Below are 26,779 nucleotides of genomic sequence, written 5' to 3'. Positions count from 1 at the left end.
TGATATAAATTAGGGATGGCTTTATTAAAAATGGGGAAGAATAAAATGAACTTAAACGGAGTTTTAAATGATACGAATCCAATATCTACAAAAAGATATAAATATGTATTTTGGCAATCTATATTACTCATTATCATGCTAACTGGAGCGTACACTTCTATTGGTCTGGCTCAAAATTTATGGATATTGCTTTTAGGCGTTGTGTTATTTGGGTTGTCACTATATCTTATAGAAAAGTTTAAATTAAATATTTTTGAAGTAAAGCCAATTAAACGTACACATTTGTTATATATGTTATGTGCTACTTTAATTGGTCTTGTTATTTACTGGTCAATTTCATTAATAATTGGTCAGCCACATAATCAATTAGAGGTTTATCAAGATTTGAAATATTTACCTATCATGATATCCATTATAATTTTCGTAATTTTAGGACCGATTTTTGAAGAGCTCATCTTTAGGATGATTATTATGAAAGGTATTTTTAGAGGTCATTTATTAGTTGGATATATAGTGTCTAGTGTTTTATTTGGCTTGATCCATGGACCTTTAAACGTCGGGGAATTTTTAATTTATTGTGGGTTAGGTTTAGTATTTGGCGCAATTTATATTTTGACTAAGCGTTTTGAACTTGCCATACTATGCCACGCATTCAATAATCTTCTACATATTTTAATCTTTATATTATTTTATAATTAAATTATTATTTATCTCACTTTACATTAATTGGAAATAACACTAGTATTATAACTATAAATATATTCAAAAAGGAGATGGGGACTTCTTGAAAAAAATACTAAACAGTATTATATATTTAATAGTTATCGTAACAGTACTTTCCGGTTGTCAACAAGATGAACAGAAAACGAATAAAGCACCAAAGAAGGCTACTGAAAATAAAGTTTCGCAAAAATATGATGCTAAACAAGATAAAGAAGATGAAAAAAGTTTGGAACCATATAATGGCGTTATCCATCACTTGTTTGTCCATCCTAATGTACCTTATCCTAAACGTGCGTTTACAGGAGAACAAGCAAAAGGATATTTTGATTGGATGTTAACAACACATGAATTTGAAGCTGCCATTAAAGAACTGCATAAGAATAATTATATTTTAATAGATCCTCATGATGCTTATGATTTTTCAGGAGATAAAGTTAAGAAGAAAGAGTTAAAATTACCAAAAGGAAAAAAACCTTTAATTTTGTCAATTGATGATATGAATTATTACGACTATATGCGTAAAAATGGTAATGTTAATCGACTCGTATTAAATGAAAATAAAGAAGTGATTTCAGAATCAACAGATGATCACGGGAAGACCGTTAAATCTTCACAAGAAGCAATTGTACCAATTTTAAATGAGTATGTTAAAGAACATAAAGATTTCTCTTATAAAGGCGCTAAAGGTGTTGTTGCATTAACAGGCTACGAGGGCGTACTGGGTTATCGTACAAATGAATTAGACAGTAAAGACTATGAAGAAAGAAAGCAAGACGCTAAAGAAATAGTGAAAGTCATGAAGCGTGACGGGTGGCAATTTGGCAGTCATTCCTATGGCCATATAAACTTTACAAATAGTAGTTATAATCAAATTGTTCAAGATACGAAGAGATGGAAGAAAGAAGTAGAACCAATTATTGGTAAGACTGATTTATTCATTTATCCTTTCGGAGCAAGAGTAGAAATTGGTTCTCCAGCATTTAAGTATTTATCAGAAAAAGAAGGTTTTAAACTGATAGCATCAGTTGGACCACAAGCATATGAACAGTTAACACCCCATGCCGTTACACAAGATAGAATTGCAATAGATGGTTTGAATTTATCAAAAGGAAAATATAAATTAAAGCCATATATGGACCCAGATCAAGTATTTAATAAAGAAGAAAGAAAATACTTTAAAGGTGGTAGTAATAGTAGTGGAGGCCAATTTTAAGTTTGAAAAATACAGAGCTAACGTGCTTGTTTGAAAAGTCTAGCCTGTTAGAAAATGTAACGAGCTAGATAAAAATAACTAGCCTGTTAGAGGTAATTATCTCATGTACTTAGGATGAAATCATATTAAAATCATGAAAAATACAGAGCTAACGTGCTTGTTTGAAAAGACTAGCCTGTTAGAAAATGTAACGAGCTAGATAAAAATAACTAGCCTGTTAGAGGTAATTATCTCATGTACTTAGGATGAAATCATATTAAAATTATGGAAAATACAGAGCTAACGTGCTTGTTTGAAAAGTCTAGCCTGTTAGAAAATCTAACGAGCTAGACAAAAATAACTAGCCCGTTAGAACTTGAGACTATTCTTCTCTTTACTCATATATAAAGCTCCTTTCAAATTAGACACTATATGTGTAAACTTTGAAAGGAGCTTCTTTATCGACTTAATATTTGTTTGGATAAGTCATCTATAGTTGTTTGATCGAGTTCTTTAATAATTTTTGAATCCACTTCACTGTATATATGATCTAAAGTAGATTGAATGTTTTTACCGACGACACATTTAGGGTTTGTATCTTGATGTATTTTTAGGAAATGTTCTTCTTCTTGTATAAGTTGGTATACATCACCTAAAGTTATTTTATTTGCTGGTTTAGATAATTGATAACCTGACTTACCTTGTTGGCTTTCAATCAGTTTACCGTTTCTCAAATATTTGCATATTTTTCTTACAAGTGTTGGATTACTATTTATGCTACTTGCTAAATATTTACTTGAAAGGGGCTCTTCATTAATAGATAGCAAAGACAGTATATGAATACCAACTGAAATTTGAGTGTTCACGCTTTATCACCTCTTAGATTCATATTCATTATAACTATGAGGCTTAATAAAAGCGAGAGGGCTGAAGCATTTATTTTGATAAAACTGAAATTCTTTCTTGAATATGGTCGCCTTTAACAGCTTCATCTACCATTGCGATAGCAAAATCTGCATAACTAATTTTACTTTCACCATTATCATTTAAAGTAAATTTTTCTCCAGCTAAAATATATGTTCCAGTTCTTTCTCCGTCCGCAATAAATTCAGCAGCGGGGCTAACAAATGTCCAGCGTACGTCATTTCTTTTACGCAAGTCATCTAACACTTTACCTTGAGCTATAGAAAGTGGTTTATATGATTCAGGGAAATCAAGGGTGTTATATAGGTGTGTTTTTAATTTATCATCCACATACAAACTACCAGCACCGCCTATAATAATTAATCTTGTATCAGTATTTGATAGTAATTTATTTAAATGGTGAACAGAATCTTGATGTAAATGTAATTTATCTTCACGTACTTCACCAAAAGCATCAATTATAACATCGAATGGCTTTAAATCTTCTGACGTTAAATCAAACAAATCTTTAATAATAGATTTTTCAGCAACAGTTTTATTTTTGTTACGTACTATAGCTGTAACGTCTAAACCTCTATTAATAGCTTCTTTAGTAATAAGTTGTCCTGCTTTTCCATTAGCTGCTACGATACCTATTTTCATATTAATAACCTCACTTGTATTTACTTTAGATACAAGTTGAGTATAGAACTATCATCTGAAAATGTCAAAAATAAAACTTTTAAAATGCAATAGGTATTAAAAAACTCCCAATCTGTTAGATTTAACATCTAGATTGGGAGTTTTTATTATTTATATTTGAAAATGCTTATGATTTAAATTTTACCACCAGTTATTTGCTTGACGGAATGCAATTGCTGCTTCTACAGAGCCATAACGTTCCTTAGCGTAATTGATCATACCTTTAGTTTGCTCAGTAACACTTCCAGTGCCCCAAGATTCTTTAGTTTGACCAAGACCTCTGTATCCAAGTTCGTTTACAGCATTTGGATTACCACTTGATTCTGGCATTACAATGTTATCCCATAATGCTTTTGTTCCACCAGCTGCGATAAATTCTTTATATACTTCGTTAGTAGATGCTGCTTCTGTTGCTTGAGTTGTTGTATATTCACTTGCATCAGCGTTAGCGCTAAATCCAGCTGTAATAATACTTGCTGCTGCAGTTGATGCGATTAATAATTTTTTCATAGTAAAATATTCCTCCATATGCAATCGATTATTTTTTATCTCTTTCGTAATTACTTAATACACTTTAACATCAATTTTCATCTCATAGGTTACAACGAAATAAAAAGCAAATGTCTTTTATTTCAATCGTATTAAAAAAATGAATGCCATATGACAGTAGATATTTTGGTTTAATTATATATATTAGATATAATTTTTAGTGAATGATAAAACTGGAGGTTACAAAATGAAAAGAATTAAGTTGAAGATGTTCAGAGATAATTTAGAAAATATCCCACAATTTGATTTACCTGAAGGCTATTCAATCAGAAAATTTAGAGAAGGCGATGAAATAGAGTGGGCAAAAATAGAAACTGCTGCTGAAGAATTTAAAACAGTCGAGGATGCACTCAAAAGATTCGATAAAGAATTCGGCTCTAATATAGAAGAAATGAAACATAGATGTCTTTTCATAGAGAATGAAGATGGAGAAGCAATTGGAACAACATCAGCTTGGTTCGGAGACTTAGATGGAACTGGTGAACAAAAAGGACGAATACATTTTGTTGCAATAAAACCAGAATATCAAGGGAAGAAATTATCTAAACCTTTGTTAACCGCAGCAATGAATACATTAATAAAAGAAAACCATAATAAAGTGTATTTAACAACGCAAACGACAAGTTATCAAGCGATAAATATGTACTTAAACTATGGATTTGAACCTTATGATCCAACTGGAGATGATCGCGAAGGTTGGTCGTTAATGGAAGAAGTATTAAATAGGAAGTTAAATATATTAAATTAAATAAAAGAGTGGTGTAGAAGTTTTATTTTCGTAAAAGGTTTCTATCCCACTCTAAAAAGTATTGTTACAAAATAAATTGTGAAAAGCTAACACATACTAAACTAAACCTTGAATCGCATTAATAAATGATGCACTGATTAATCCCAAGCCAATAGTTACGATTAAAGCAACAATTGCCCAAATAATAGAAGCTTTTTTAGATAACTTACTTGTCCCATAATACACAGCAAAGATTAAATATGCTGATAATAAACTTGATAAATTAAAAACTGACAAATATTGATTTCCTTTATCAAAAACATTTAGACTGTCAATCTGTGTATCAGGTAACGTTAGTCCAAATAATGCTTGTATACCATAAACAATTATTGAAAAAGCAGTAGTAATAATTAAATATGAAATAGAAGCTGAAAAAATATGAATTGCGCGTGCATCAGATTTCATAATTTTTGAAACAATTAAGAATATTAAAAAGATAATTAATAAGCCAAAAATAACACCACCAACAGTTTGGCCAATTAAAGTCCCTATATCCATTTCATTTTGTTGTTCAATTTGAGATGAATCCAAACCAGCTTTTTTAAGTATCTCAGTATTATCAGTTATATAATTCGTAAAAAGTAAAGATATAAATGACAAGATAGTGAATATAATTAATTTTACAATCCATTTAGGGTTTTCTCTTAACTTACTAAAGTGATTTACAAGAGGTAAGTCTGATGTTTTTGCACTTGTTTGATTTGCATTAGAATTTTCCATATATGTATAACCTTCCTTTCAAATAATATTTATCAATATAATAACATTAATAACCATTATTTAAAATAACTTAATTGTAAAATAATGGTAAGTGAAAGGGCGGTTAATTAAATATTAAATTCTTTAACAGATGGATGCTCTAAAATATCTTTTAATGAATATTTATAAGGGTTTATTTCAAAAACAACTGGTCCTTGATAATTTTGTTTACTTAAAACATTTATTATATTATTTTGTATAACTGTTCCATCGTTAGGTAGTAAATGTAAATCTGATTTTCCATCATTATCGGATAAATGAATTGATTTAAGTAATCCACCTAATCTGTTTACTGTGTCTTTAAATTCGTCACCTTGAATAGCTAAATGCCCAACATCTAAACAAGCTTTAGTGTTTGTTTTATTTAACACATCTAGCCATTCTTCAATATTAGAAGGTAATATATGCATATAGTTTAGCCCATCAGGTATTTGGTTCTCGAAAAGTAATTCAACATTATTGGCTAGAGAAAAGTCGCTCAATTCTTTTAATCGTTCAATCATTTTCGGATAGACTTTATCCAAATCTTCAGAGGCCATTGCTTGACCTCCATGAATAACAGCATGACTTCCATTATAATATGCTAGTTTCTTAATCCACTTTTTTGTTAATGCTAGCGTATACGCTGCTATCTCATCATATTGTGTAGCTAAATTTAAATCATGAAAAGGTAGATGTAAGCCAATTTGTAAATCACATTCATTTGCATACTTGAAAGCTTGCTCTGCTAAATGATGTTCTGCCCAAATTTCAACACCGTTAAAGCCATGTTCTTTAATTTGCTTTATGTCTTCTAAACTATACTCTTGTCCAATAGACCATAAACTAATCCATTTTTCCACTTGAATAATCTCCTTTGTACGTGACATTTTTCTATTAATTTTCATCATTGATTTCTTCTAATCTCTTACCTTTTGTTTCAGGAGCTAGAAAAATTGTAATTAGGAAACCAGCCAAACCTATTAAAGAAAAGAAGCCTAATGCTACTTGATTGCCCCATAATGCAACAAAGTTTGGGAAAACAAGCACACCTAAAATAGATCCTATACGGCTAACCGATGTAGCAAATCCTGATGCAGTTCCACGTATATTTGTTGGGAATAACTCTGTTGGATATACAAAATTTAAAATACCTCCACCCATATTTGAAAATAAAACTGCTACACTAAATAAAATTACTAAGAACATTAAAGTAGGATTGGGGTTTAACGTCAATATAGTTAAACCTACTGTTAATCCAAAGAATGATGTTATCAGAAGTGGTCTTCGTCCCCATCTATCAACTAAATATGAACCGATAAGCGCGCCGATTAAACCTAAAATACTTACAATAGATGAAGCTATGTATGTTTGATTTAATGTTCCTTCAGTAACTGAAGCTAAAATAGTTGGCGTATACATGGAAATGCCATAATATGCTGTAGCATAACAAAACCAAAAACCACATACGAAAATAGTTCTCTTTCTAAATTTTTCAGTAAATAATTCTTTTACTTTTACCTTTTTATTGACTACAGGTTCTACTTTCACCTTATTACCAGTAAGCTGATAAATAATATTCTGTGCTTCTTCTTCACGGCCTTTAGATGCTAACCAACGTGGTGATTCTGGCAGTCCTATTCTAAAAATAAAGATGATTACAGCAAGTAATCCACCTACTAAAAACATATAACGCCATGCATCATCGCCTAATGGTACTAAAAGCATTCCAGTAATATAAGCGAAAACTGCACCAACAAACCACATCATACCTAAAAAGGTTCCTTGTCGCCCTCGATTATTCGAGGAACTAAATTCTGACACTAACGTGGAAGAAATAGGATAGTCCGCACCTATACCTATACCAAGAAAGAATCGAAATATAATTAAATATAATGCATTAGGTGCTATTGCTGTTAAAACAGCAAATAATACAAAGGCTATTAAATCAACGGTAATCATAGCCTTTCTTCCTAATGTATCCGTTAATTTACCGAGCCATGCAGCACCAATGAAGGAACCGATAATGGCTGAAGCTGTTAATAAACTTTCCTCAATTGGACTAACACTCCATTGTTTAATAATCAATGGCATAGCGACAGCTATAATTGTTAAATCAAATCCATCAAGGAACGTTCCTCCAGCAGAAACAATTTTTACCTTACGCTGAAACTTACTAAGTTTAGCTTGATCTTCAGGATAATCTAGATAATTAAAACTCATATACGTCTCCTTGTTTTCCGTAGTTGTTAAAAACAATTTACCCATAATAAATTTGTGATAACATAATTTACTTATAATATTTTAAAATTATATATTACTATTTAATTTTACAAAGGAACTATTGATTACGTATTAAGTCGGTATTAAAATGCTGTAAACATAAAGTGTCTTATAACAGTAGAAATAATACTACTATCTAATACATAAAAAGAGATGAACGTTTAAAGCCTTATACTAAGGGAATTTATTGAATACATTCTGATACCGGGTTATTACATCTGGGAGTTTACAGTATGTTTTCTAATATTCTCTAATTATAAAATATTAATATAAGAAATTTGTAATATTTTAAAGGGAGGGGCAAATTATGGATACATCTCAGAACTTAGTGAAAACTTCAAGAGCAAGAAAGAAAGTCGTTGTAACATCTATGGGAAATGCGATTGAGTGGTTTGACTTTGCTTTATATGCACAATTAGCAACTTATATTAGCCATAACTTCTTCGGAGATGTGGCTAGCCAAAATCAATTAATGTTTACTTTTGGTACATTTGCCATAGCGTTTTTAATGCGACCAATTGGTTCATTGGTATTTGGATATGTTGGTGATAAACATGGTAGAAAAGTTGTGTTAACGATTACGATTACTATTATGTCCGTCTCTACATTAGCTCTCGGATTACTTCCTACTTCTGATCAGATAGGGATATGGGCACCCATTTTGTTATTAGTAGTGAGGATGGCGCAATCCTTTTCTACAGGTGGTGAATACAGTGGCGCCATGACTTATATTGTTGAAAGTTCTCCAGATAACAAAAGGGGTAAACTTACGAGCGGTTTAGAAATGGGAACTATGGTAGGTAATGCTTTAGCTGCAATAACTGTAGCGGCACTTTTATACTTTTTAACTGGAAATCAAATAGAAACTTGGGGCTGGAGAATACCATTTTTACTAGCAGCACCATTTGGTCTTGTAGTTGTTTATTTAAGACTTAAACTAGACGAAACGCCGTCCTTTACAAATAAAGTAGAGGACTCAGAGAATAATATCTTAAAAGCTTTTAAAGATTATAAAAAAGAAGCAGCTTTAATGGCTGTAGGTGTTATATTTTTAAATGTGAATAATTTTATGTTTTTAACTTATTTACCTTCATTTCTAAAAAGTAATGTAGGAATAGATGCTCAGTATTCTACAATTATTAATGCAATTGCATTAATATTGATGTTACCATTTATCTTTATGTTCGGTGTATTGAGTGACAAATTCAATAACAAAAGGGTCCTGTTATTTGGGTTGTCTAGCTTTGTATGCTTTTCAATACCAGCATTCCTTCTTATGGACTCCAATCATCATCTATTGACAGTTTTCATAGGCGTAATGTTACTCGCGATTATGCTATCTGTCTTTAATGGCGTAATGCCTTCAACACTCCCAGCAATTACTCATACAAACGTACGAATGAAGTTCCTTTCAATTATATACAATTTAGGGACAGCTATATTTGGTGGGGTTACACCATTTATCTTATCGGTACTAGGTAATTTAAAAAATGGTAGCTTGGCACCAGCATTTTATTTAATGTTTATTAATTTAATTGGATTAATTGTTTTTGCGATGTATTTTAAAGCTACTTCTAACAAAGCACTTAAAGGGTCAAAACCCAATGTTGATGCAGAAGGATGATTAAGTATTTTAACAAACATATTTGAGTATTTATAGTTTAATTAATGTAAATAAGTATTCAATTATACATCAATAAAAAAACCTCACTATTTGTGGTAGTGAGGGATTTTTATTTCTTTAACTTTTTATAATATTCTTAAGTCTCTAGGGAAGGAAGTTAATATTTCTGCTTCGCCATTTTCATTAATATATACTTCGTCTTCAATACGAACACCGCCATAGTCAGGGATGTAAATTCCTGGTTCGATTGTAAAGAATAATCCAGCTTTTGCAATAGCTTCATTATGTTCATGGATTGATGGGGCTTCGTGTACTTCTATACCTAAACCATGACCAACGCGATTATTAAAATATTCATCATAGCCATTCTGTTTAATGACTTCACGTGCAGCAATATCGAATTCTTTCAAAGGCACTCCTGATTTAACCAAATCGAGAGCCGCTTGATTAGAATCTTTAACAATATTATAAATGCTCTTTTGCTTTTCGTCTGCTTCACCAATAATAAAGGTACGTGTCATATCAGAACAGTAACCTTTTTGTGTGATTACACCAAAATCGATAAGTAAGAAATCACCATTTTTAAATTGTCTTTCACCAGGAGAACCATGTGGTAAAGCAGCTTTTTCACCTGATAACACAGTAGTCGAAAATGAAGGTCCAATTGCGCCGTATTTTTTCATTAATAATTCTAATTCCCCTGTAAGTTCTAACTCAGTCATGCCAACTTTAACTTTTTTAATACCTTCTGATAATACTTTCTCAATAATATCAACAGCTTCTTGTAAGTATTCGATTTCTTGACGTGATTTTATCAATCTTTGTTCATTAATTATTGAACTCATATCATGATATGAAGATTTATCGAAGATGTTTTGGAAACCTTCATAACGTGCAATATTGATATATCCTTTCTCAAGATAAATATTAGATATACCTTCCTTGCTTATATGGGATTGGACAATTTCAAATGGATCCTGTTCATCGCTTATAGTTACAATATTTTGCACTGCTGATGCTTCGGCAGCTGCACTTTCATCTAATGCAGGTACAAAAAGTGTGTATTTTTCTGTCTTTAAGTTAATTATTAATCCCATAAAGCGTTCATGAGGATCTGAATTAAAGCCGGTAAAATAGAAAATATTTGAAGGATCCATAATAATAGCTAAGTCAGCACCTTCTTGTTTTAACCTTGTTGTTAATGTATTCATACGTTGATTGTAATTAATCATGTTTGACCTCCTATAATTCTTTCCAATTCCTTAATGTTATCACCTATTTTTGTGTAATGACAACTCCCAGTAATTTTGAATACTTTCTCGTCCTTTTTCAATATTATTATGAAACTGGATTGTTGCCTGTTTTCTTTCAGTTGCTAGACTGTTTTGAGTTTCTTTTACTTTTTCAAAAGAACCTAAAATCTGATAAGCTGCTATTTCTCCTTGTTTCATAGCTACCTTAGCACCTTCAATTCCTGTTATATTTCCAGCAACGTAAAGGTTATTCACCTCTGTTTCCATAACATCATTGTGTAATGGAATATATCCACCTAAACTTTCTATATAGATGAATGATACGTTTAATAGCCCGAGTAACTCGGTTAAAGGTGTTAAACCCCCAGACAAACATACAAAATCTACAGGTACAATTTCTTCTTTATTTGAAATTATATTGCCATGCTTGTCTACGTTTTTTAAGGTGATTGATTCTACTTTTTCTTTTCCATTAATAGATGTAACTGCTTTTTTAAAATAAACAGGTGTATCAAAAATCTTTATTCCTTTTCGAGGAAGGAATTTAAACGCAAGAGGTTGAATTTTAGGTATAGCTTTTAATAATTTTGTTCCTAGTTTTATGAAGATATTTGGAGCCATATGTGAAACGTTCAACATGCTGTTGAATACTGAGAGAGGTTTAGCTTCCTCTGTATTAATTTTATTGTGGTATGGAATAGACATCGATTTTATTTCGATGTTTGCCATATGTAGCTCTGATAAAATAGCACTACTTAAGACGTTTACACCTACAATTGCTCCTTTATTTCCTGGAGCAACGCGTTGAACATTAGTTAATACTTGAGCAGCGCCTACAGTCATTACTCCTGGTAATGTTGCGCCAGGTAAAGCTGGTGTTAATTCTTGAGCGCCGGTACATACAATTAAGTATTTAGATTCAAAGTTACCTTTTGTAGTATTAATACGGTAGTATTCTTTAAAGTGTTGTATATCAGTAACGCTTGTTGATAATTTCACGGTTAAATGAGGATGATGTAAATCATCAGATAATGTTTCTGCTTTTTCATATCCATTCCATATTGATCCATTATTTTCTTCATAGAGTTGTCCGATTAATCTTCCGCCTATCCTGTAATATTCATCTAATAATAATACTTTTTTATCTTTCATAAGTATGCGTGCAGCAGAAGCTCCTGCAGGTCCAGCGCCAATAATTATTACATCAAACATGATTTTTACTCCATTCTTTTACATCGTGAGGAAGAGGTTCACCACTAATTACAGACATTCCTTCTTGTACTGGTGTAAGGCAAGTTCTCACACCACTTTTACCATCTATAGTAGCTCTACATTCAAAGCAATGACCGATATTACAGAATATACCTCTAGGAGAACCATCCTCTTCATGACGCCGAATGGTGCGTATATCATTGGCTAGTAAACAGCTTGCCACACTTTCGCCTATATTACATGTTAGAGGTTGATGGTTAAAGGATATTTCAACGCTTTCAGTTTCAATGTTTTTTAATAAAGGATGGTTATAAATACGTTTAGTCATTGTAATCATCTCCAATCTCCCCAAATGTAATAGGACGTACTGGAGGTTGAACTTTCATTGTTGTAAATTCATTACTTATCTTTTTGTTTTTATTTATAATTTTATCAATATGGTTTTTACATGTTCTACCACCGCAAAATCCCATTCCTGCTCTAGTACGCAACTTAGTTTCTCTGACGCTACTATCATATTTTTCTACGGTTTCTAATATGTGTTTTAAAGTTACATTTTCACAACGACAAATAATTGTATCTTCCATAAGTAACACCTCATTTACTATTTTATAAATATATAGCAAATTTGATGCCAAACTTATTAAGTAATATTGTAGAGGCTTAATTTCGAATATAATGTGGGTCTTGAAATACCTAGCTTTGTAGCTGTCGTTTTTTTATTATAATTACATTGTTCATAAACTTTTTTTATAATTTGACCTTCGTGGTATCGTAATTGTTCTGATAGACTACTACCTGTTTTTATAACTTCTGGATTATTAGTATTTTTAAAGTTAATATAATCATCAAAGATACTTTCTTGTATTAAACCATCTTCTGAAAAAATAACTAATCTCTCGATTATATTTCTTAATTCACGGACGTTCCCATGCCAATAGTAATTTTTAAATTTTTGCATTAAAGTTAGCGGAATAGGGTGCAGTTTGATTTCATAATTTTGTTTAGCTAGTTGATAGAAGTGATATGATAATGTTTCTATATCTTCTTTTCTATCACGTAAAGGGGGGATTTCGATATTTACTACGTTAAGTCTATAAAATAAATCTTCTCTAAAGTTTCCTTTTTGAACTTCTTCCATTAAATTTTTATTTGTAGCTGCAACTATACGTATATCAATAGAACGTTCTTTAGTGCTACCCACACGATAAAACTTTTTCTCTTGAATTACTCTGAGTAATTTAACTTGCATTTCGAGAGGCATGTCAGCTATTTCATCAAGAAAAAGTGTGCCTTTATGAGCTCTTTCAATCAACCCTTCTTTTCCTTTTTGATCAGCACCGCTAAAAGCGCCTTTTTCATATCCAAACATTTCACTTTCGAAAAGATTATTTGGTATAGTTCCACAATTAACTGTTACAAACGATTGTTTAAATCGTTTACTGAAATCATGTATACTGCGTGAAAATAATTCTTTTCCAACACCACTTTCGCCAGTAATCAATGTATTAACTTCGGATTGTGCTGCTTTTTTTATTAAATATTTTACACGGGTCATATTGCTACTATTACCGATTATAGAACTAAAGGCGTCATGATTATTGTATTCTGAAATTTGATTTTCTAGTATTGAAATTTGATTTTCAAATTGTTTTATTCTATTACGGTTATGAACTTGATCGCTTACATCTAATTCCGTAACAATTGCTCCAACAACCTCATTATTAGCAATTATAGGCTTTGAAATGATATCTACATACTTATCATTACCAGCGTAATGTTCTTTTTTTTGATAAGGTTTAGCTTTTTTCAAAGTTTCTAAAATAACTAAATCTTTCTTTTTAAAAAATTGGCTAATTGGTTTCCCTATAATATCTTCGTTTGAAATTTGAAATATGTTAGATGCTTCCTTACTCCAATAAACTACCCGGCCGTCTTTATCAACAATTGTATAGCTTTGATGGTTGATATTAATTAATACTTCAACTAATGACTCTAACTCTAAATTATTCATTTTAGCCCCCCTATGTAAAAAAAGTCATAAATATTATATAAAACTTAACACTTATGAAAGCGCTTTACAACGATTTTAAAATTTCATTATTGGCATATAAGTTGCTTATGAATTAGTAAGGGGGTGGAAATTTTGAATACTATAAATCATGAGGTCCTCATAATTGGTGGTGGCATTATAGGGGCAAGTATTAGTTATTTTTTATCAAAATCTGGTTATGATGTTGGCTTAGTTGAAAGTAAAGAAATTGCTTCTTTAACTTCTTCGCATTGTGATGGAAATATTTTAGCGATTGATAAAACACCAGGGTTTGATAGTCAAATGACGTTACTCAGTCAAAAATTGATTCATGAATTGAGTAAAGAATTAATTTTACCTTTTGAATATCGCAGACCTGGAAGTATATTGGTCTGTGAAAATGATGAAGAAATGCAAGCTGCAGAACAATGGGTGCAACAACAATGTGATTATGGTTTAGATTTTAAGATGTTAAATAAGCAAGATATTAAAAATGAATCAAAGTATTTTTCTGACCATATACTCGGAGGCTTAGAATGTACAACAGATTCGACGGTTAATCCTTATATGCTAACGTACAGTTTTGTTGAATCTGCTAAGCAATATGGATTGAAAGTATACGAATATGAACATGTAAATAATGTGAACAAGGATAATGAAATGTTTCTTGTTGAAACTACTAATTACTATTTTTATGCAAATAAAGTTGTTAACGCATGTGGTATATATGCTCCTCAAATAGGAAAAATGCTAAATATTGATATACCTATTTATCCAAGAAAAGGTCAGATATTAGTAGCATCTAGAAATGAAACAATGGGACTAAGAAAAGTAATGGAGTTTGGATATTTGATGTCCAAATTTGAAGGGGAGAGACAAGTATCTAAAGAGATGAAAGACTATGGAATTGCTTTAGTATTTGAACCTACTGAAAGCCAAAATTTCCTTATTGGATCAAGTAGAGAATTTAAAGGATATGATAAAAAAGTTAGTTCAAAAGTTAATCGGTTAATCGCACAAAGAGCAATTCATTTTTATCCTAAATTAAAAGACATGAATTTGATTAGAACTTATTGTGGATTAAGACCTTTTACAGAAGACCATTTACCAATTGTCGGTGAAACAGACGTTGAGGGCTTTTATGTTGCTGCAGGACATGAAGGAGATGGTATTGGATTATCATCAATAACAGGTTTATTTATAGAACAACTCATTTCAGGAAAAGAAACAGAAATTGATATTTCCCCTCTATCAGTGAACCGTTTCAAGGAGGCCTAATTATGAAATATGATCGTTTATTTTCAACATTCGATACACATACCGGAGGCAACCCAACGCGTACGATTTTAAGCGGTATGCCTGAAATGATAGGAAATACAGTAGCAGAAAAAATGCAATATATGAAATTACATTATGACCATTATCGTAGGTTTTTAATGAACGAACCTATAGGTCATGAAGTAATGAGTGGGGTAGTTATGGTAGACCCATGTAACGATGAAGCTGATTTTGGAGCAATTTATATAGAAACAGGTGGATACCTTCCTATGTGTGGACATGACACTATTGGTTTTTGTACTGCACTTATTGAACTAGGCTATGTTGAAAAAAATGAACCAATTACAAAAATTAATATTGATACGCCAGCTGGTTTAGTAAAAACAGAAACAAAGATTCAAGATGGAGAAGTTCAAGAAGTGAGTTTTACAAATGTTCCAAGTTTTTATTTAAAAACGGTAAATGTAGAACATGAGGTTCTAGGAGAATTTTCTGTAGACATCAGTTATGGTGGGAATTTTTATGGCATTATAGACGCTGATCGATTAAATATTGAATTAGCACCTGAAAATAGTAAGTATATTGTTGAGAAAGCTATTGAAGTTAGAAATGAAATTAATAAAACATACAATGTTCAACATCCTGAAAAACCATTTATACAAGGGTTAACACATATTGAATTTTCTTCTAAAAAAGTAGTCAATAAAGATGTTAATTATAAAAATACTGTTGTGGTGCCCCCAGGCGGCATTGATAGGTCTCCATGTGGAACAGGGACTTCAGCTAAAATAGCTACATTAGTTTATAAAGGTGAACTAGAAAAAGGAAATGTGTTTTTACATGAAAGTATTATAGGGTCTGTTTTTAAAGGGACGGTGTTAGCTAATACAAATGTGAATGGATACGAATATGTGGATATTAACATTTCAGGAAGAGCTTGGCCGATGGGGCGTCATGATTTTTATTATAATCAAAAAACGACCGAAGATAATTACTTATTCATACCACCATTAAATTAACATAGGGGGGATAAATGATGGATACTCAATTATTATGTACGAGTTATGATTGTGAAATTGGAGGTGGTCTCTTTAGGTTTGTTCCTTTTGAAGAACTTAAAACTTCTAAAGATCAAGTATTAAACACAGATTGGAAAGAACGGCATATTTCAAAGTTATCAGCGATATACACCGAACCTCGAGGGCACCCTTATTTATTATTTTGTGTTTATACAATAATTGGTGACAAATGTAAAGTGGTGACGTTTCAGCCGTTAGGACATTCAGTACAACATCATGCAATTTTTCAAGCAACTATATTTATGTTACAGAACACAGCATACAAAGGTATGAATTTTGATATTGAAATTAATGGTTTATATACAGGGACTTCAAACAAAGATAAGCATATGGAAGTTACGGTATCATCAGTAAAATTGTTGAAAGAGACTAAGGAGATGGATATTTATAAAGTTGATAATACAAGTTATGGGTTTATCAAAACAATTGATTTAAAATCCATGACAATACAAAACATCTTAGACTTATATAATTCTTACCAAAAAATATATCAATACAATAATGTTGATAATTATATATATTTTGATAGTGAAACGCATCGTGTGTTAGTTATGCATAAAGACGAAATTGTGAGACTACCCGATACAGCAGCGTATTCTATCATCTATCATCGACATAATAATATAACCAGTTTATTAACAATGACAAAGCAACGTATAAAAATTCAAAATGAAAAATTCATATTAGAAGGATCATTACTTAGTTCTAGCCAATTTTATATGTCTGATACAGATCCGTTTAAAAAAGGCTTCATTTTACAATAAGCGTTAACAAAAGGGTGGGGAAAAAATGGATAACAATTACAGATTACCGACAGGAAAAGAAATTTTATTTATTCTTATAGCATTCATGATAACCATGTTTGTAGTAGTGATTTATTTAGAATTACCTATTCAGCTAGCATTATTACTAATATGGTTCATCATAATCCCGGTAGGTCTAAAAATAGGGCATTCATATAATCAACTTCAGGCAGGGCTTTGTAAAGGAATATATGAAGGGATGGAAGCAATACTGGTAATGATTTCAATTGGTGCATTAATTGGTACATGGATTGCCAGTGGTATTGTGCCAAGTATTATTTATGCGGGATTACATATTATAAATCCAACATTCTTTCTTGTGACAGCATTTATCATATGTATGGTGACTTCGTTAGCGACTGGAACCTCTTTTGGTTCAGCAGGAACAGCGGGTATTGCGATGATCGGTGTAGGAACAAGCTTTGGTTTACCATTAGCACTTGTGGCTGGAGCAGTTATTTCTGGATGTTATGTAGGAGATAAAATGTCTCCGTTATCTGATACAACAGTTATGACAGCGTCTTTATCTAAAGTCGACTTGTTTGATCATATCAAGTCTATGTCATTTGTATCTATTCCAAGCATAATTATTACTTTAATACTTTTTGGAATCACTAACTTGACGATAAAAAGTAAAGACGGAAGTTTGGCGCAAGCAGAAAAAGCCATGGGTCAATTAAATGACCAATTTAACATTTCATGGTGGATGGTAATCCCATTAATCGTTGTTATAGTGCTACTAGCATTAAAGATACCTTCTGTGCCAGTAATATTATTCGGGAGTTTACTAGGTGCAATATGGGCTGTTTGGTTCCAAGGCATTCCTTTTGTTGAAAGTATCAAAATATTATATAGAGGTAACGATATTTCCTCAGGCGTACCATTTATCGATAATTTGTTAAACCGTGGAGGCATTACTTTCATGTTGGAAACAGTATTGCTTGTAATAATCGCTTTAGGTATAGGAGGGTAATGGAAGCGATAGGTGTTACTCAAAAAATAAGTGATATGTTTAGTAAATGGGCTTCTGACCCGGGTCGTTTAACTGTAACTACGCTGTTAGCCGGTATATTTGGAAACGTCTTTGGTGGTGCTGCATATGTATCTCTACTTACAGCAACAAAAATGACAGAAAAAAATTATGATAAGTTAAAGATTAAGCGAACAGTATTATCTAGAAATACAGAAGCTGGAGGAACAGTAACTACACCAATGGTACCGTGGTCTGATGGTGGCGTATTTATGGCTACCACTTTAGGTGTTTCTACTATACATTACGTGCCTTTCTTGTGGTATCCAATTGTAGTTATTATTATTTCGATTATTTATGGATTTAAAGGAATTTTCATGTGGAAGTCAGATGAATATTATAACGAAGAAAACATGGAGACAGAAAATGGTTTAGCCAATAAAGATAAGAATAAAAATATTGTTAGTTCATAAAATAAGAATAAAGGAGAAATGAGAAATGAAAAATTTTAAAGGGGTATATCCAGTTATTGTGACACCAATGAAAGAAAATTATGAAGTGAATTATGAAGGTTTAAAAGAAAATATTAATTATTTTATTAAACAAAAAGTTTCCGGTCTAATAATAAATGGAAGTACAGGAGAATTTGTATCACTAACAGAAGAAGAAAAAGAAGAAATCATTAAAACAGTTGTGTCCGCTGTGAATGGCGAGTTTCCTATTATTGTTGGTACAGCTAGTGAGTATACGAATGACGCTATTCGTTTAACACAAACTGCCGAAAAATTGGGCGCAGATGGCGTTTTAGTTATTAATTCATATTATGCTCATCCTACAGATGAAGAAGTTTATCATCAATTTAAAGATATTGCTGATAGTACCTCTTTGCCAGTGATGATTTATAATAATCCTTTCACTTCAGGAATAGATATCAGTCAAGATACATTAATTGATTTAGGTAACAATGTGAAAAACATTACTCATTTGAAAGAGTCTAGTGGCTCTATTCAAAAATTAAGAGATATACATTACGCGACAGGTGACAATTTAACATTATTCTGTGGTAGTGATGATTTAGCATTTGAATCTTTTGTAATGGGTGCAAAAGGATGGGTCTCAGTTGCAGGAAATTTAGCACCAAATTTAGCTAAACAATTATATGAAAAAATACAATCAAAAGAATTTGAAGAAGCGCATGAAATTTATAAAAAATTATTACCTTTATTACAATTTATAGAAGATAGTGGGAAGTATGTACAAATTGTCAAAGCAGGAATGGAAATTAAAGGTTTAAATGGGGGACCTAGTCGACCGCCAAGAAGGAGTTTAAAGGAAGAAGAAATTAATAAATTGAAAAAAATTATGACAACTTTAAATTAGGAGGAATACTATGACAAATAAAATAGAGATGCCAGAAAAGGTAAAAACTTTTATTAATAACGATATAGGATTATTTATTAATAATGAATATGTGAGTAGTAAAAGTGGTGATAGCTTTGAAGTATATAACCCAGCCGACGATACAATTATTACACGAGTTGCAGAAGCGGGAACTGAGGACATTGATTATGCAGTACAATGTGCTGAAAAAGCTTTTAAAGGTGAGTGGAGTCAATTATCTGCACAAGAGCGTAGTGATCTTATTATAAAATTCACAGATTTATTAGAAGAAAACAAAGAAGAGCTAGCTTATTTAGAAGCTTTAGACAATGGTAAATCATATGAAATTGCACTTACAGACGATATACCAGGAGCAATTAATCAATTTAGATATTATGCTGGATGGGCTACAAAAGTATTAGGACAAACAACGCCTATCAGCCCTGAATACTTTAATTATTCAGTACATGAACCTATTGGAGTCGTAGGTCAAATCATTCCTTGGAACTTTCCGTTAAACATGGCTTCCTGGAAGATGGGAGCTGCACTCGCAACAGGTTGTACAATTTTAATAAAACCTGCAGAACAAACGCCTTTATCATTATTGTATGCTGCGGAATTAATTAAAGAAGCTGGTATTCCAGAAGGTGTTGTTAATGTGGTTCCAGGAAGAGGCACAGTAACAGGAGAAGCGATTTCAACTCATCCTAAAATACGTAAAATCGCTTTTACAGGCTCTACGGTAACAGGTAAAGAAATAATGAAAAAAGCTGCAGATACAGTCAAAAACATTACATTAGAATTAGGTGGTAAATCAGCCAATATTATATTTGAGGATGCTGACTTGTCTGAAGCGGCAATTACTGCAGTTGATGGGGTCATGTATAACCATGGTCAAAATTGTAGTGCAGGTACAAGAATATTTGTTCAGTCTTCGATTTATGAAGAGTTTATAGAAAAATTCATTGAACAAACTAAAAAGATTAAAATCGGAGTAGGTACTGAAAAAGGTATCGATATGGGACCGTTAATTTCACGTAAACAACAGCAACGTGTTCAAGATTATATAGACATAGGTGTTAAAGAAGGCGGAAATATAGCTTATCAACAAACTTTAAAAGACAATAAAGGATATTTTGTACCGCCTACTGTGTTTACAGATTTAACAGATGATATGCGTATTGTTCAAGAAGAAATTATTGGACCTGTGGCATGTATATTGCCATTTGAAACAGAAGAAGAAGTAGTAGAAAGAGCTAACGCTAGTGAATATGGTCTAGCTGCAGCAGTATGGACAAAAGATATTCAAAGAGCAATAAATGTTACAAACCAATTAGAGGCAGGGACAGTTTGGATAAATGATTATAATTTAGAAGATCCAGCTGCAGCATTTGGTGGTTACAAACAATCAGGTATTGGTAGAGAAATGGGCACTTATGCATTAGACAATTATACTGAAGTTAAATTTGTATGGGTAAAATTATAAAAGAATAGGAGGAATTGTCCTCCTATTCTTTTAATTTTTTTCTTTGTATAGTTTTTTACGTTGATTACAGTTTTTTATTTGTAACTCATTACGATATTTAGCAACAGTTCTTCTAGATATTGAAATATCTTGCTCTTTCAAATAAGAGACAAGCGTTTCATCGGAAAAAGGTTGTTTAAAAGGTTCGTTTTTTATTATATGTTTAATCATATGTTTCACATAATTAGTTGAAATGTTTGAATTGTGTGGTCGAACTAATAAATCGGATAAACTATATAAATTATTATTTATATGTATATAGCACGATTGAACGCCACGACTAATAGTAGAAGGGTGAAGATTAACACCTTCTGCAATCATGTTCTGAGTTAATGGTCGATATTTTAATTGATTATTAGACAAGAGACCTTCATATTGGAAAGTAATAATCATATGAATTATTTTATATAGAGTTTCAGAACGTTTAGAGAGCATAGTTTTTAAATGATTAAATTTATTTTCATTTTGCTTATATATTTCATCGTGAATAGGAACACTTTCATCTAGTGATAAAGCATTGATATAATCATCATTCATTTTAATTTTAAATCCATTATTATTTATGGTTATATATGCTTCCGGAATAACATTTTGTGGAGTATTAGATTCAAGATAAGGGAAAATTTCTTGCTCTTTGATATAAGTTAAATAATTTGTAAATGATTCGTTTGATATATCGTGATTATCAAGAAAAGTAAAATTTTGATTAGCGATATCATTAAGATGATTTCGAAATAAATCGAATAAACAACTATCCCATAACCCTTTTTTTTGCAATTGAAATGAGATGAAATCAAAAGTATCTTTGCTAGCACAACCAATAGGTAATAAATTTTGTATAATCTCTTTAATTGATATAAACTCTTCGAAATCAATATTTTGCTGATCACAGAATAACTTTTGATCTATGTCAAAAAAACCTTTATTATCAAGATTTAAAATTATAAATTTAGCAACACTAAAATTTTTACTATTTAAATTATAATCTAAAAGTTGTTCGATTAAATCTTCTCTTATATTATTATTAGCCCATCTATAATCATCCATAGACATAGTATTATCGCTATTATTAGATTTATATTGAATATAAGGGTAATTACTTTCTAATCGGGATAAATATTGAATAATCTCTTCTTGTTTATAAGAAAGAATCTTAAGTGATTGAATTTGATAATTAGATAATTGCAGATCATTACTTAATAATTGTTCAATACTCATTAAATTACTACCTTTCTCAAATAAATATAATAAAATCATTGGTAAAATAGAGTTATTATCACCTTTAATTGTTACTTTACACCAAAATCGAAATTTAGCATACTGTTTTAAAACAATAAAAAAGTGATCTTAAAAAAGAGTTTTTTTGAGATAGTATAATACTTAAATTTTGGAGATATAAGCGTCAGTAAAATCTCATTTTATATTTTCAATCGCTATAATGTTATAATCTATTTAACAAAGATTATCAGGCATGTATGCACCAAATCCCCTTACTATTTGCGGTAGTAAGGGGATTTTTTAGTGTGGATTAATGTTGCTCGAAATTGGTAGGTCTTAAAGCTATGAGAGACTCGAGATAAAAGTGAATTTCTATTAATTTTTCTAATCTAAATCCACTCATTTACATTATCAATTATATCTTGAAATTCATTCAAAAATAGTGAAGCATGATAACCATCACATACTGAATGATGAAGTTGCAAAGAAACTGGTAAGTAAATTTCATCATGTTTACTATAAAATTTACCTAACGTAATAATCGGTAATAGAAAGTTACTATTGTTACCAATATTTAAATTAAATGAACTAAAATCAATCCAAGGAATCATTGAAATTGGAACAGTATTTTCGGGTACTGGTTTTTTAGGAAACATTTCATTTTTATCTTTATATTTTAACAAATCATTTTCATAACTATTACGAAAAGAATTAAAATCATCATTTGATTCAGTCCAAATATTAGAAAATTTTTCGCTTTCTTTATTAAAAACTGTATATAATGGATCTAACTTATCCCAATAACCCAATTTACCTTCACTATTAATCCCTGTTCTAAATACTATATTATTATTTACAATACTCATAATTACATAAATCAAAGCAGGATAAAGTTTATATCCTTTCTTTTTTATCACTTTTTTAAACAAAGTAATATCAATTTCTTTAGTAATACTATAACTAGTTTGTTGATGAAAATAATGATTGAAATATTCTTTTCTATCCCATGTATCTAAATTAATAATATTAAAAGTCATTTATAATTTCCTCCTAAATTTTAATCGGCTTTTTACATTTAGGAGGAATACTCCTCTGTTTTTATCATGTGTTACTTCACCTCTTAAACCTGAATTTTCACTACAAAAACCAATCTGCTTTAGCAAATATTTTTAGTGTTCTTTTAAAGTCAATCTCAATAACTATTATAAACAAAGATGTATTATTGCCAAAGAGAATATACAACATATATACATACATCTTTAAAACCAGAATCATATTTTGATTTGTTAATTAATTAATATTTTCATTTCAAAAATTTGATCTAACAATACTTAACAATTTTACATTTTTAAAAAATTGTTATAAATGAACATTAAATATTGACAATATTGTTCTTTTATAACATAATATGAATTAAAGATGTTTATTTAGAACAGAAAAGAGGATAAGATGAAACAAATAAACAGACACATGCACATTTTAGAGAAATTAGACCAACAAAAAAAAGTTGAAGTAGAAATGTTAGCAAATGAATTAAATGTTTCAGAGATGACAGTTAGGCGAGATCTTGAAAAGTTAGAAACTAACGGAGAATTAGTTAGAACATTTGGAGGGGCTATCCCTGTTCAAACTATTAGCAATGAAATCTCTTATAAAGATAAGAAAGTTAAAAATGTGCTTCAAAAAAGAATGATTGCTGAAAAAGCAGTTGAAAAAATTGAAAATAATCATATTATATTTTTAGATTCTGGAACCACAACTTTAGAAATATCTAAAAAGATTTTAAGTTTGGATCTTAACTTAACAGTCATAACAAATGATATCTCTATAGCGAATGTATTAATGGATTCTAATATTGATGTAATTGTGCTTGGTGGCCATTTGCAAAATAATACGGGATCTATACTAGGAACATTAACTTTTGATTTGATTAAAAAATTAAATGCAGATTTATTCTTTTTAGGAGCCCACGCAGTAGATGAAGAATATGGAATCACTGCTCCAAGTATTGAAAAAGCACAAGTAAAAATTGCTATGATGCAATCATCTAAAGAAGTTATTTTAGTAACTGACAAAAGTAAATACGGTAACAAAGCTTTATTTAAAGTGTGTGAGTTAGACGAAATCAATGAAATTATAACTGATTAATATTAAGGGGGGAGAAAAATGAAAATAGGAGTGATAGCTGACGATTTGACAGGGGGAAATGGTACTGGAGTTAAACTTAATAATTTAGGTTTCAATGTAGCAACTATAATTAATTACAATAATTTACCTTCTGATAAATTGATTAATGCGACAGTTATAAATACAGATTCAAGATATTCTGAAGAGAGTGTTGCCAAAAATAGAATTAATACAGTAATAAAAAATTTAAATGAATGGGATGTCGACATACTCTGTAAACGTATTGATAGTACTGTTAGAGGAAATATAGGAGTTGAAATAGATGAAATTTTACAATCATTAGGTGATGACGCAGTAGTTATTTTAGTACCGACTTATCCAGAATCTAACAGACAAATGGTTGGTGGGTATTTATTATTAAATAACGTACCAGTCGAATTATCAGATGTTAGTAAAGATCCAGTGAAGCCTATAACGACATCTTATGTACCAGAGCTCATCGGTCAGCAAACTGAAAATAAAGTTGCACATATATCATTATCAGATGTTTTAAAAGGAGAAAAGAATTTAAAAGAACAAATGAATTACCATATAGATAATGGCGGTAGAATAATCATAGTTGATGCAATGACCAGTGAAAATATAGAAGTAATTGCCAGAGCTATGGTATTAGTTAACCATAAGACATTGGTACCAGCTGACCCAGGACCGCTGACTGAAGCTTATATTAAATCGTTTGCTATAAAGAATCAAAAGCGTAAAAAACTTCTTTTAACAGTAGGTAGTATAACGATTAATAGCCGAAAACAGCTTGAATATTTACAAGAAAAAAGAGATGTAGCAAGAGTGTTTGTAGATTCAAAAGAATTAGCAACAACACATGAGGAACAATGGGAAAAAGAAGTTAACAGAGCTACAGAAAATGTTATGAAAGAATTATTAAATCAAAATATCATATTAGTCACTACTGATCATCCAAATAATGAAGTTGTCAATTTAAAATATTTATCACAAAAATACAATCGATCTCAAGATTATTTTGCTAAACGTATATCAGACGGTTTAGCAAAAATAACTAGGTTAATATTAGAAGGCACAGATGAAATTGTTGGTTGTTTTTCAAGTGGAGGGGACGTGACAGCATCTATTTGTTCTGTAGGACAAACTGAAGGTATTCAGTTAAAAGATGAGGTATTGCCATTAGTATCTTATGGAATTTTTACTGGAGGATATTTTGATGGCTTACCAGTAATCACAAAAGGGGGGACCGCTGGAGAAATTGACGCTATATACACAGCAGTAAAATATTTAGAAAACAAATACTAGGAGGAGATTTATTATGAATAACAGACAAATTATAGCAATTCCTATGGGAGACGCAGCAGGTATCGGACCAGAAATCGCAGTAAAATCACTTACAAACAAAGAAATTTACGATGTCTGTAAGCCAGTTATTGTAGGAGATTTAGATGTAATTCAAAAAGCAGTAAACATTACTAAATCCGATGTTGAGATTAATAATATAGATAATCCTGAAAACGGTATTTATAAGCTAGGAACAATAGATGTTATAGACCTTAATAACATTGATGCAGAAAATTTAAAATATGGTGAAGTTTCAGCAAAATGTGGTGAAGCAGCATACGAATATATTAAAAAATCAGTAGAATTAGCAATGGATAAAAAAGTTAGTGCGCTTGCAACAACGCCAATTAATAAAGAATCTCTAAAAGCAGCAAAAGTTCCTTATATTGGTCACACAGAAATGTTAGAAGCTTTATCAGAGTCTGAAGATCCATTAACAATGTTCGAAGTAAAAGGTATGAGAATTTTCTTCTTAACTCGTCATCTATCATTGAAAGATGCTATAAATCAAATGACTAAGGAAAGAGTTCATGATTATCTATTAAGATGTGATAAAGCCTTAGAAAGACTAGGACTAGATAGCAAAAAATTTGCAGTTGCAGGTCTAAACCCTCATAGTGGCGAAGGTGGTTTATTTGGTATGGAAGAAGTCAACGAAATAAAACCTGGTATTGAAATGGCGAAAAAAGATGGAATTGATGTAGTTGGTCCTGTTCCAGCTGACTCAGTATTCTATCAAGCATTAAATGGTAAATACGATGCTGTTTTATCTCTTTACCATGACCAAGGTCATATAGCAGCGAAAATGACAGATTTCCATATGACTGTTTCTATTACCAATGGATTACCATTCCTAAGAACTTCTGTTGATCATGGGACTGCATTTGATATAGCGGGTCAGAATATAGCTGAAAGTATTAGTATGGAAGAATGTATTAAAGTAGCAGCAGAATATGCAGAAAGTTTTGTAAATAGTAAATAAACAATTAAATAAAGGAGTTTAAACTCCTTTATTTTTTAACATTTTAGTAAAGCG

General features: G+C 31.0%; 25 protein-coding genes and 2 pseudogenes. 14 read left to right on the top strand and 13 right to left on the bottom strand.

Features of this window, described 5'->3' with window-relative positions:
- The first annotated feature begins 15 nt into the window (after positions 1-15).
- Both ACNMOQ_RS12440 and ACNMOQ_RS12435 read left to right on the top strand, forming a co-directional pair.
- The gene (locus ACNMOQ_RS12440) at positions 16-699 is read left to right on the top strand and encodes a CPBP family intramembrane glutamic endopeptidase (RefSeq protein ID WP_416349930.1); all 684 of its coding nucleotides are present in this window, start codon (positions 16-18) and stop codon (positions 697-699) included.
- An 85-nt stretch (positions 700-784) separates the two neighbouring features.
- Complete coding sequence (locus ACNMOQ_RS12435; RefSeq protein ID WP_416349929.1) at positions 785-1,936, top strand: polysaccharide deacetylase family protein; 1,152 nt, start codon at positions 785-787, stop codon at positions 1,934-1,936.
- Between the two features lie 437 nt (positions 1,937-2,373).
- On the opposite strand, the gene ACNMOQ_RS12430 is transcribed toward ACNMOQ_RS12435, so the two are convergent.
- The 3 genes from ACNMOQ_RS12430 to ACNMOQ_RS12420 all read right to left on the bottom strand — a co-directional run bounded on the left by ACNMOQ_RS12430 (position 2,374) and on the right by ACNMOQ_RS12420 (position 4,030).
- Positions 2,374-2,781 (bottom strand): Rrf2 family transcriptional regulator, encoded by a 408-nt coding sequence (locus tag ACNMOQ_RS12430; RefSeq protein ID WP_218707790.1) that lies wholly within the window; start codon positions 2,779-2,781, stop codon positions 2,374-2,376.
- Between the two features lie 70 nt (positions 2,782-2,851).
- The gene (locus tag ACNMOQ_RS12425; RefSeq protein ID WP_416349928.1) at positions 2,852-3,481 is read right to left on the bottom strand and encodes an NAD(P)-dependent oxidoreductase; all 630 of its coding nucleotides are present in this window, start codon (positions 3,479-3,481) and stop codon (positions 2,852-2,854) included.
- Positions 3,482-3,661: 180 nt separating this feature from the next.
- Positions 3,662-4,030: an aggregation-promoting factor C-terminal-like domain-containing protein gene (locus tag ACNMOQ_RS12420; RefSeq protein WP_017000663.1), complete on the bottom strand. Its 369-nt coding sequence runs from the start codon at positions 4,028-4,030 to the stop codon at positions 3,662-3,664.
- A gap of 226 nt (positions 4,031-4,256) precedes the next feature.
- On the opposite strand from ACNMOQ_RS12420, the gene ACNMOQ_RS12415 reads away from it, so the two are divergent.
- Positions 4,257-4,817, top strand: a complete 561-nt coding sequence (locus ACNMOQ_RS12415; RefSeq protein WP_135031497.1) for a GNAT family N-acetyltransferase — start codon at positions 4,257-4,259, stop codon at positions 4,815-4,817.
- 96 nt (positions 4,818-4,913) lie between these two features.
- On the opposite strand, the gene ACNMOQ_RS12410 is transcribed toward ACNMOQ_RS12415, so the two are convergent.
- The 3 genes from ACNMOQ_RS12410 to ACNMOQ_RS12400 all read right to left on the bottom strand — a co-directional run bounded on the left by ACNMOQ_RS12410 (position 4,914) and on the right by ACNMOQ_RS12400 (position 7,817).
- Entirely contained in the window at positions 4,914-5,576 is a 663-nt protein-coding gene (locus ACNMOQ_RS12410) for a YIP1 family protein (RefSeq protein ID WP_416349927.1), read from the bottom strand.
- A 107-nt stretch (positions 5,577-5,683) separates the two neighbouring features.
- Entirely contained in the window at positions 5,684-6,457 is a 774-nt protein-coding gene (locus tag ACNMOQ_RS12405) for a sugar phosphate isomerase/epimerase family protein (protein WP_070045379.1), read from the bottom strand.
- A 34-nt stretch (positions 6,458-6,491) separates the two neighbouring features.
- Complete coding sequence (locus ACNMOQ_RS12400; RefSeq protein WP_017000667.1) at positions 6,492-7,817, bottom strand: MFS transporter; 1,326 nt, start codon at positions 7,815-7,817, stop codon at positions 6,492-6,494.
- Between the two features lie 367 nt (positions 7,818-8,184).
- Between ACNMOQ_RS12400 and ACNMOQ_RS12395 the strand changes: the two genes are divergently transcribed.
- Positions 8,185-9,501, top strand: a complete 1,317-nt coding sequence (locus tag ACNMOQ_RS12395) for an MFS transporter (protein ID WP_064211494.1) — start codon at positions 8,185-8,187, stop codon at positions 9,499-9,501.
- A gap of 125 nt (positions 9,502-9,626) precedes the next feature.
- Here the strand turns inward: ACNMOQ_RS12395 and ACNMOQ_RS12390 are convergent, their stop codons facing one another.
- A complete protein-coding gene (locus tag ACNMOQ_RS12390; protein ID WP_182093712.1) occupies positions 9,627-10,733 on the bottom strand; it encodes a M24 family metallopeptidase in 1,107 nt (368 codons plus the stop codon).
- Between the two features lie 56 nt (positions 10,734-10,789).
- Between ACNMOQ_RS12390 and ACNMOQ_RS12385 the strand changes: the two genes are divergently transcribed.
- Positions 10,790-10,954: a hypothetical protein gene (locus ACNMOQ_RS12385; RefSeq protein ID WP_372449599.1), complete on the top strand. Its 165-nt coding sequence runs from the start codon at positions 10,790-10,792 to the stop codon at positions 10,952-10,954.
- A 628-nt stretch (positions 10,955-11,582) separates the two neighbouring features.
- On the opposite strand, the pseudogene ACNMOQ_RS12380 reads toward ACNMOQ_RS12385, so the two are convergent.
- From ACNMOQ_RS12380 to ACNMOQ_RS12365, 4 genes and pseudogenes are all read right to left on the bottom strand, one after another.
- Positions 11,583-11,966: pseudogene (locus tag ACNMOQ_RS12380) on the bottom strand (FAD-dependent oxidoreductase); the annotation flags it as partial.
- Complete coding sequence (locus ACNMOQ_RS12375; protein WP_416349926.1) at positions 11,959-12,294, bottom strand: (2Fe-2S)-binding protein; 336 nt, start codon at positions 12,292-12,294, stop codon at positions 11,959-11,961. The gene ACNMOQ_RS12375 and the pseudogene ACNMOQ_RS12380, both read right to left, overlap by 8 nt.
- Positions 12,287-12,553 carry a (2Fe-2S)-binding protein gene (locus ACNMOQ_RS12370; protein WP_064211492.1) on the bottom strand — a complete coding sequence of 89 codons (267 nt, stop codon included), beginning with the start codon at positions 12,551-12,553 and terminating at the stop codon, positions 12,287-12,289. Before ACNMOQ_RS12370 ends, ACNMOQ_RS12375 begins: the two co-directional genes overlap by 8 nt.
- 56 nt (positions 12,554-12,609) lie before the next feature.
- Positions 12,610-13,980, bottom strand: coding sequence for a sigma-54 interaction domain-containing protein (locus ACNMOQ_RS12365; protein ID WP_416349925.1), 1,371 nt, complete (start codon positions 13,978-13,980; stop codon positions 12,610-12,612).
- A 132-nt stretch (positions 13,981-14,112) separates the two neighbouring features.
- Here ACNMOQ_RS12365 and ACNMOQ_RS12360 point away from each other — a divergent pair, with 132 nt between their 5' ends.
- From ACNMOQ_RS12360 to ACNMOQ_RS12335, 6 genes and pseudogenes are all read left to right on the top strand, one after another.
- Positions 14,113-15,276 (top strand): NAD(P)/FAD-dependent oxidoreductase, encoded by a 1,164-nt coding sequence (locus tag ACNMOQ_RS12360; protein ID WP_135031491.1) that lies wholly within the window; start codon positions 14,113-14,115, stop codon positions 15,274-15,276.
- Positions 15,277-15,278: 2 nt separating this feature from the next.
- Complete coding sequence (locus ACNMOQ_RS12355; protein ID WP_416349924.1) at positions 15,279-16,295, top strand: proline racemase family protein; 1,017 nt, start codon at positions 15,279-15,281, stop codon at positions 16,293-16,295.
- Positions 16,296-16,312: 17 nt separating this feature from the next.
- Entirely contained in the window at positions 16,313-17,119 is an 807-nt protein-coding gene (locus ACNMOQ_RS12350) for a hypothetical protein (protein WP_416349923.1), read from the top strand.
- 25 nt (positions 17,120-17,144) lie between these two features.
- Positions 17,145-18,601: pseudogene (gene nhaC, locus ACNMOQ_RS12345) on the top strand (Na+/H+ antiporter NhaC).
- A 25-nt stretch (positions 18,602-18,626) separates the two neighbouring features.
- Complete coding sequence (dapA, locus tag ACNMOQ_RS12340; protein ID WP_107360100.1) at positions 18,627-19,508, top strand: 4-hydroxy-tetrahydrodipicolinate synthase; 882 nt, start codon at positions 18,627-18,629, stop codon at positions 19,506-19,508.
- Between the two features lie 10 nt (positions 19,509-19,518).
- Positions 19,519-20,994 (top strand): aldehyde dehydrogenase family protein, encoded by a 1,476-nt coding sequence (locus ACNMOQ_RS12335; RefSeq protein ID WP_416349922.1) that lies wholly within the window; start codon positions 19,519-19,521, stop codon positions 20,992-20,994.
- A 30-nt stretch (positions 20,995-21,024) separates the two neighbouring features.
- Here the strand turns inward: ACNMOQ_RS12335 and ACNMOQ_RS12330 are convergent, their stop codons facing one another.
- Positions 21,025-22,251: an RNA polymerase factor sigma-54 gene (locus ACNMOQ_RS12330; RefSeq protein WP_416349921.1), complete on the bottom strand. Its 1,227-nt coding sequence runs from the start codon at positions 22,249-22,251 to the stop codon at positions 21,025-21,027.
- Between the two features lie 389 nt (positions 22,252-22,640).
- Positions 22,641-23,288, bottom strand: coding sequence for a type A chloramphenicol O-acetyltransferase (catA, locus tag ACNMOQ_RS12325; RefSeq protein WP_416349920.1), 648 nt, complete (start codon positions 23,286-23,288; stop codon positions 22,641-22,643).
- A gap of 412 nt (positions 23,289-23,700) precedes the next feature.
- On the opposite strand from catA, the gene ACNMOQ_RS12320 reads away from it, so the two are divergent.
- The 3 genes from ACNMOQ_RS12320 to pdxA are packed head-to-tail and all read left to right on the top strand — an operon-like array spanning position 23,701 to position 26,725.
- Positions 23,701-24,399 carry a DeoR/GlpR family DNA-binding transcription regulator gene (locus ACNMOQ_RS12320; RefSeq protein WP_416349919.1) on the top strand — a complete coding sequence of 233 codons (699 nt, stop codon included), beginning with the start codon at positions 23,701-23,703 and terminating at the stop codon, positions 24,397-24,399.
- Positions 24,400-24,417: 18 nt separating this feature from the next.
- A complete protein-coding gene (locus ACNMOQ_RS12315; protein WP_282862591.1) occupies positions 24,418-25,704 on the top strand; it encodes a four-carbon acid sugar kinase family protein in 1,287 nt (428 codons plus the stop codon).
- Between the two features lie 13 nt (positions 25,705-25,717).
- Entirely contained in the window at positions 25,718-26,725 is a 1,008-nt protein-coding gene (gene pdxA, locus ACNMOQ_RS12310; RefSeq protein WP_282862593.1) for a 4-hydroxythreonine-4-phosphate dehydrogenase PdxA, read from the top strand.
- Positions 26,726-26,779: the final 54 nt, after the last annotated feature.

This window comes from Mammaliicoccus lentus (assembly GCF_947036595.1).
GTDB classification, from domain to species: Bacteria; Bacillota; Bacilli; order Staphylococcales; family Staphylococcaceae; genus Mammaliicoccus; species Mammaliicoccus lentus.
Note: the sequence above shows the minus strand (reverse complement) of the source record. Positions and strands in the feature narration are given on the sequence as shown.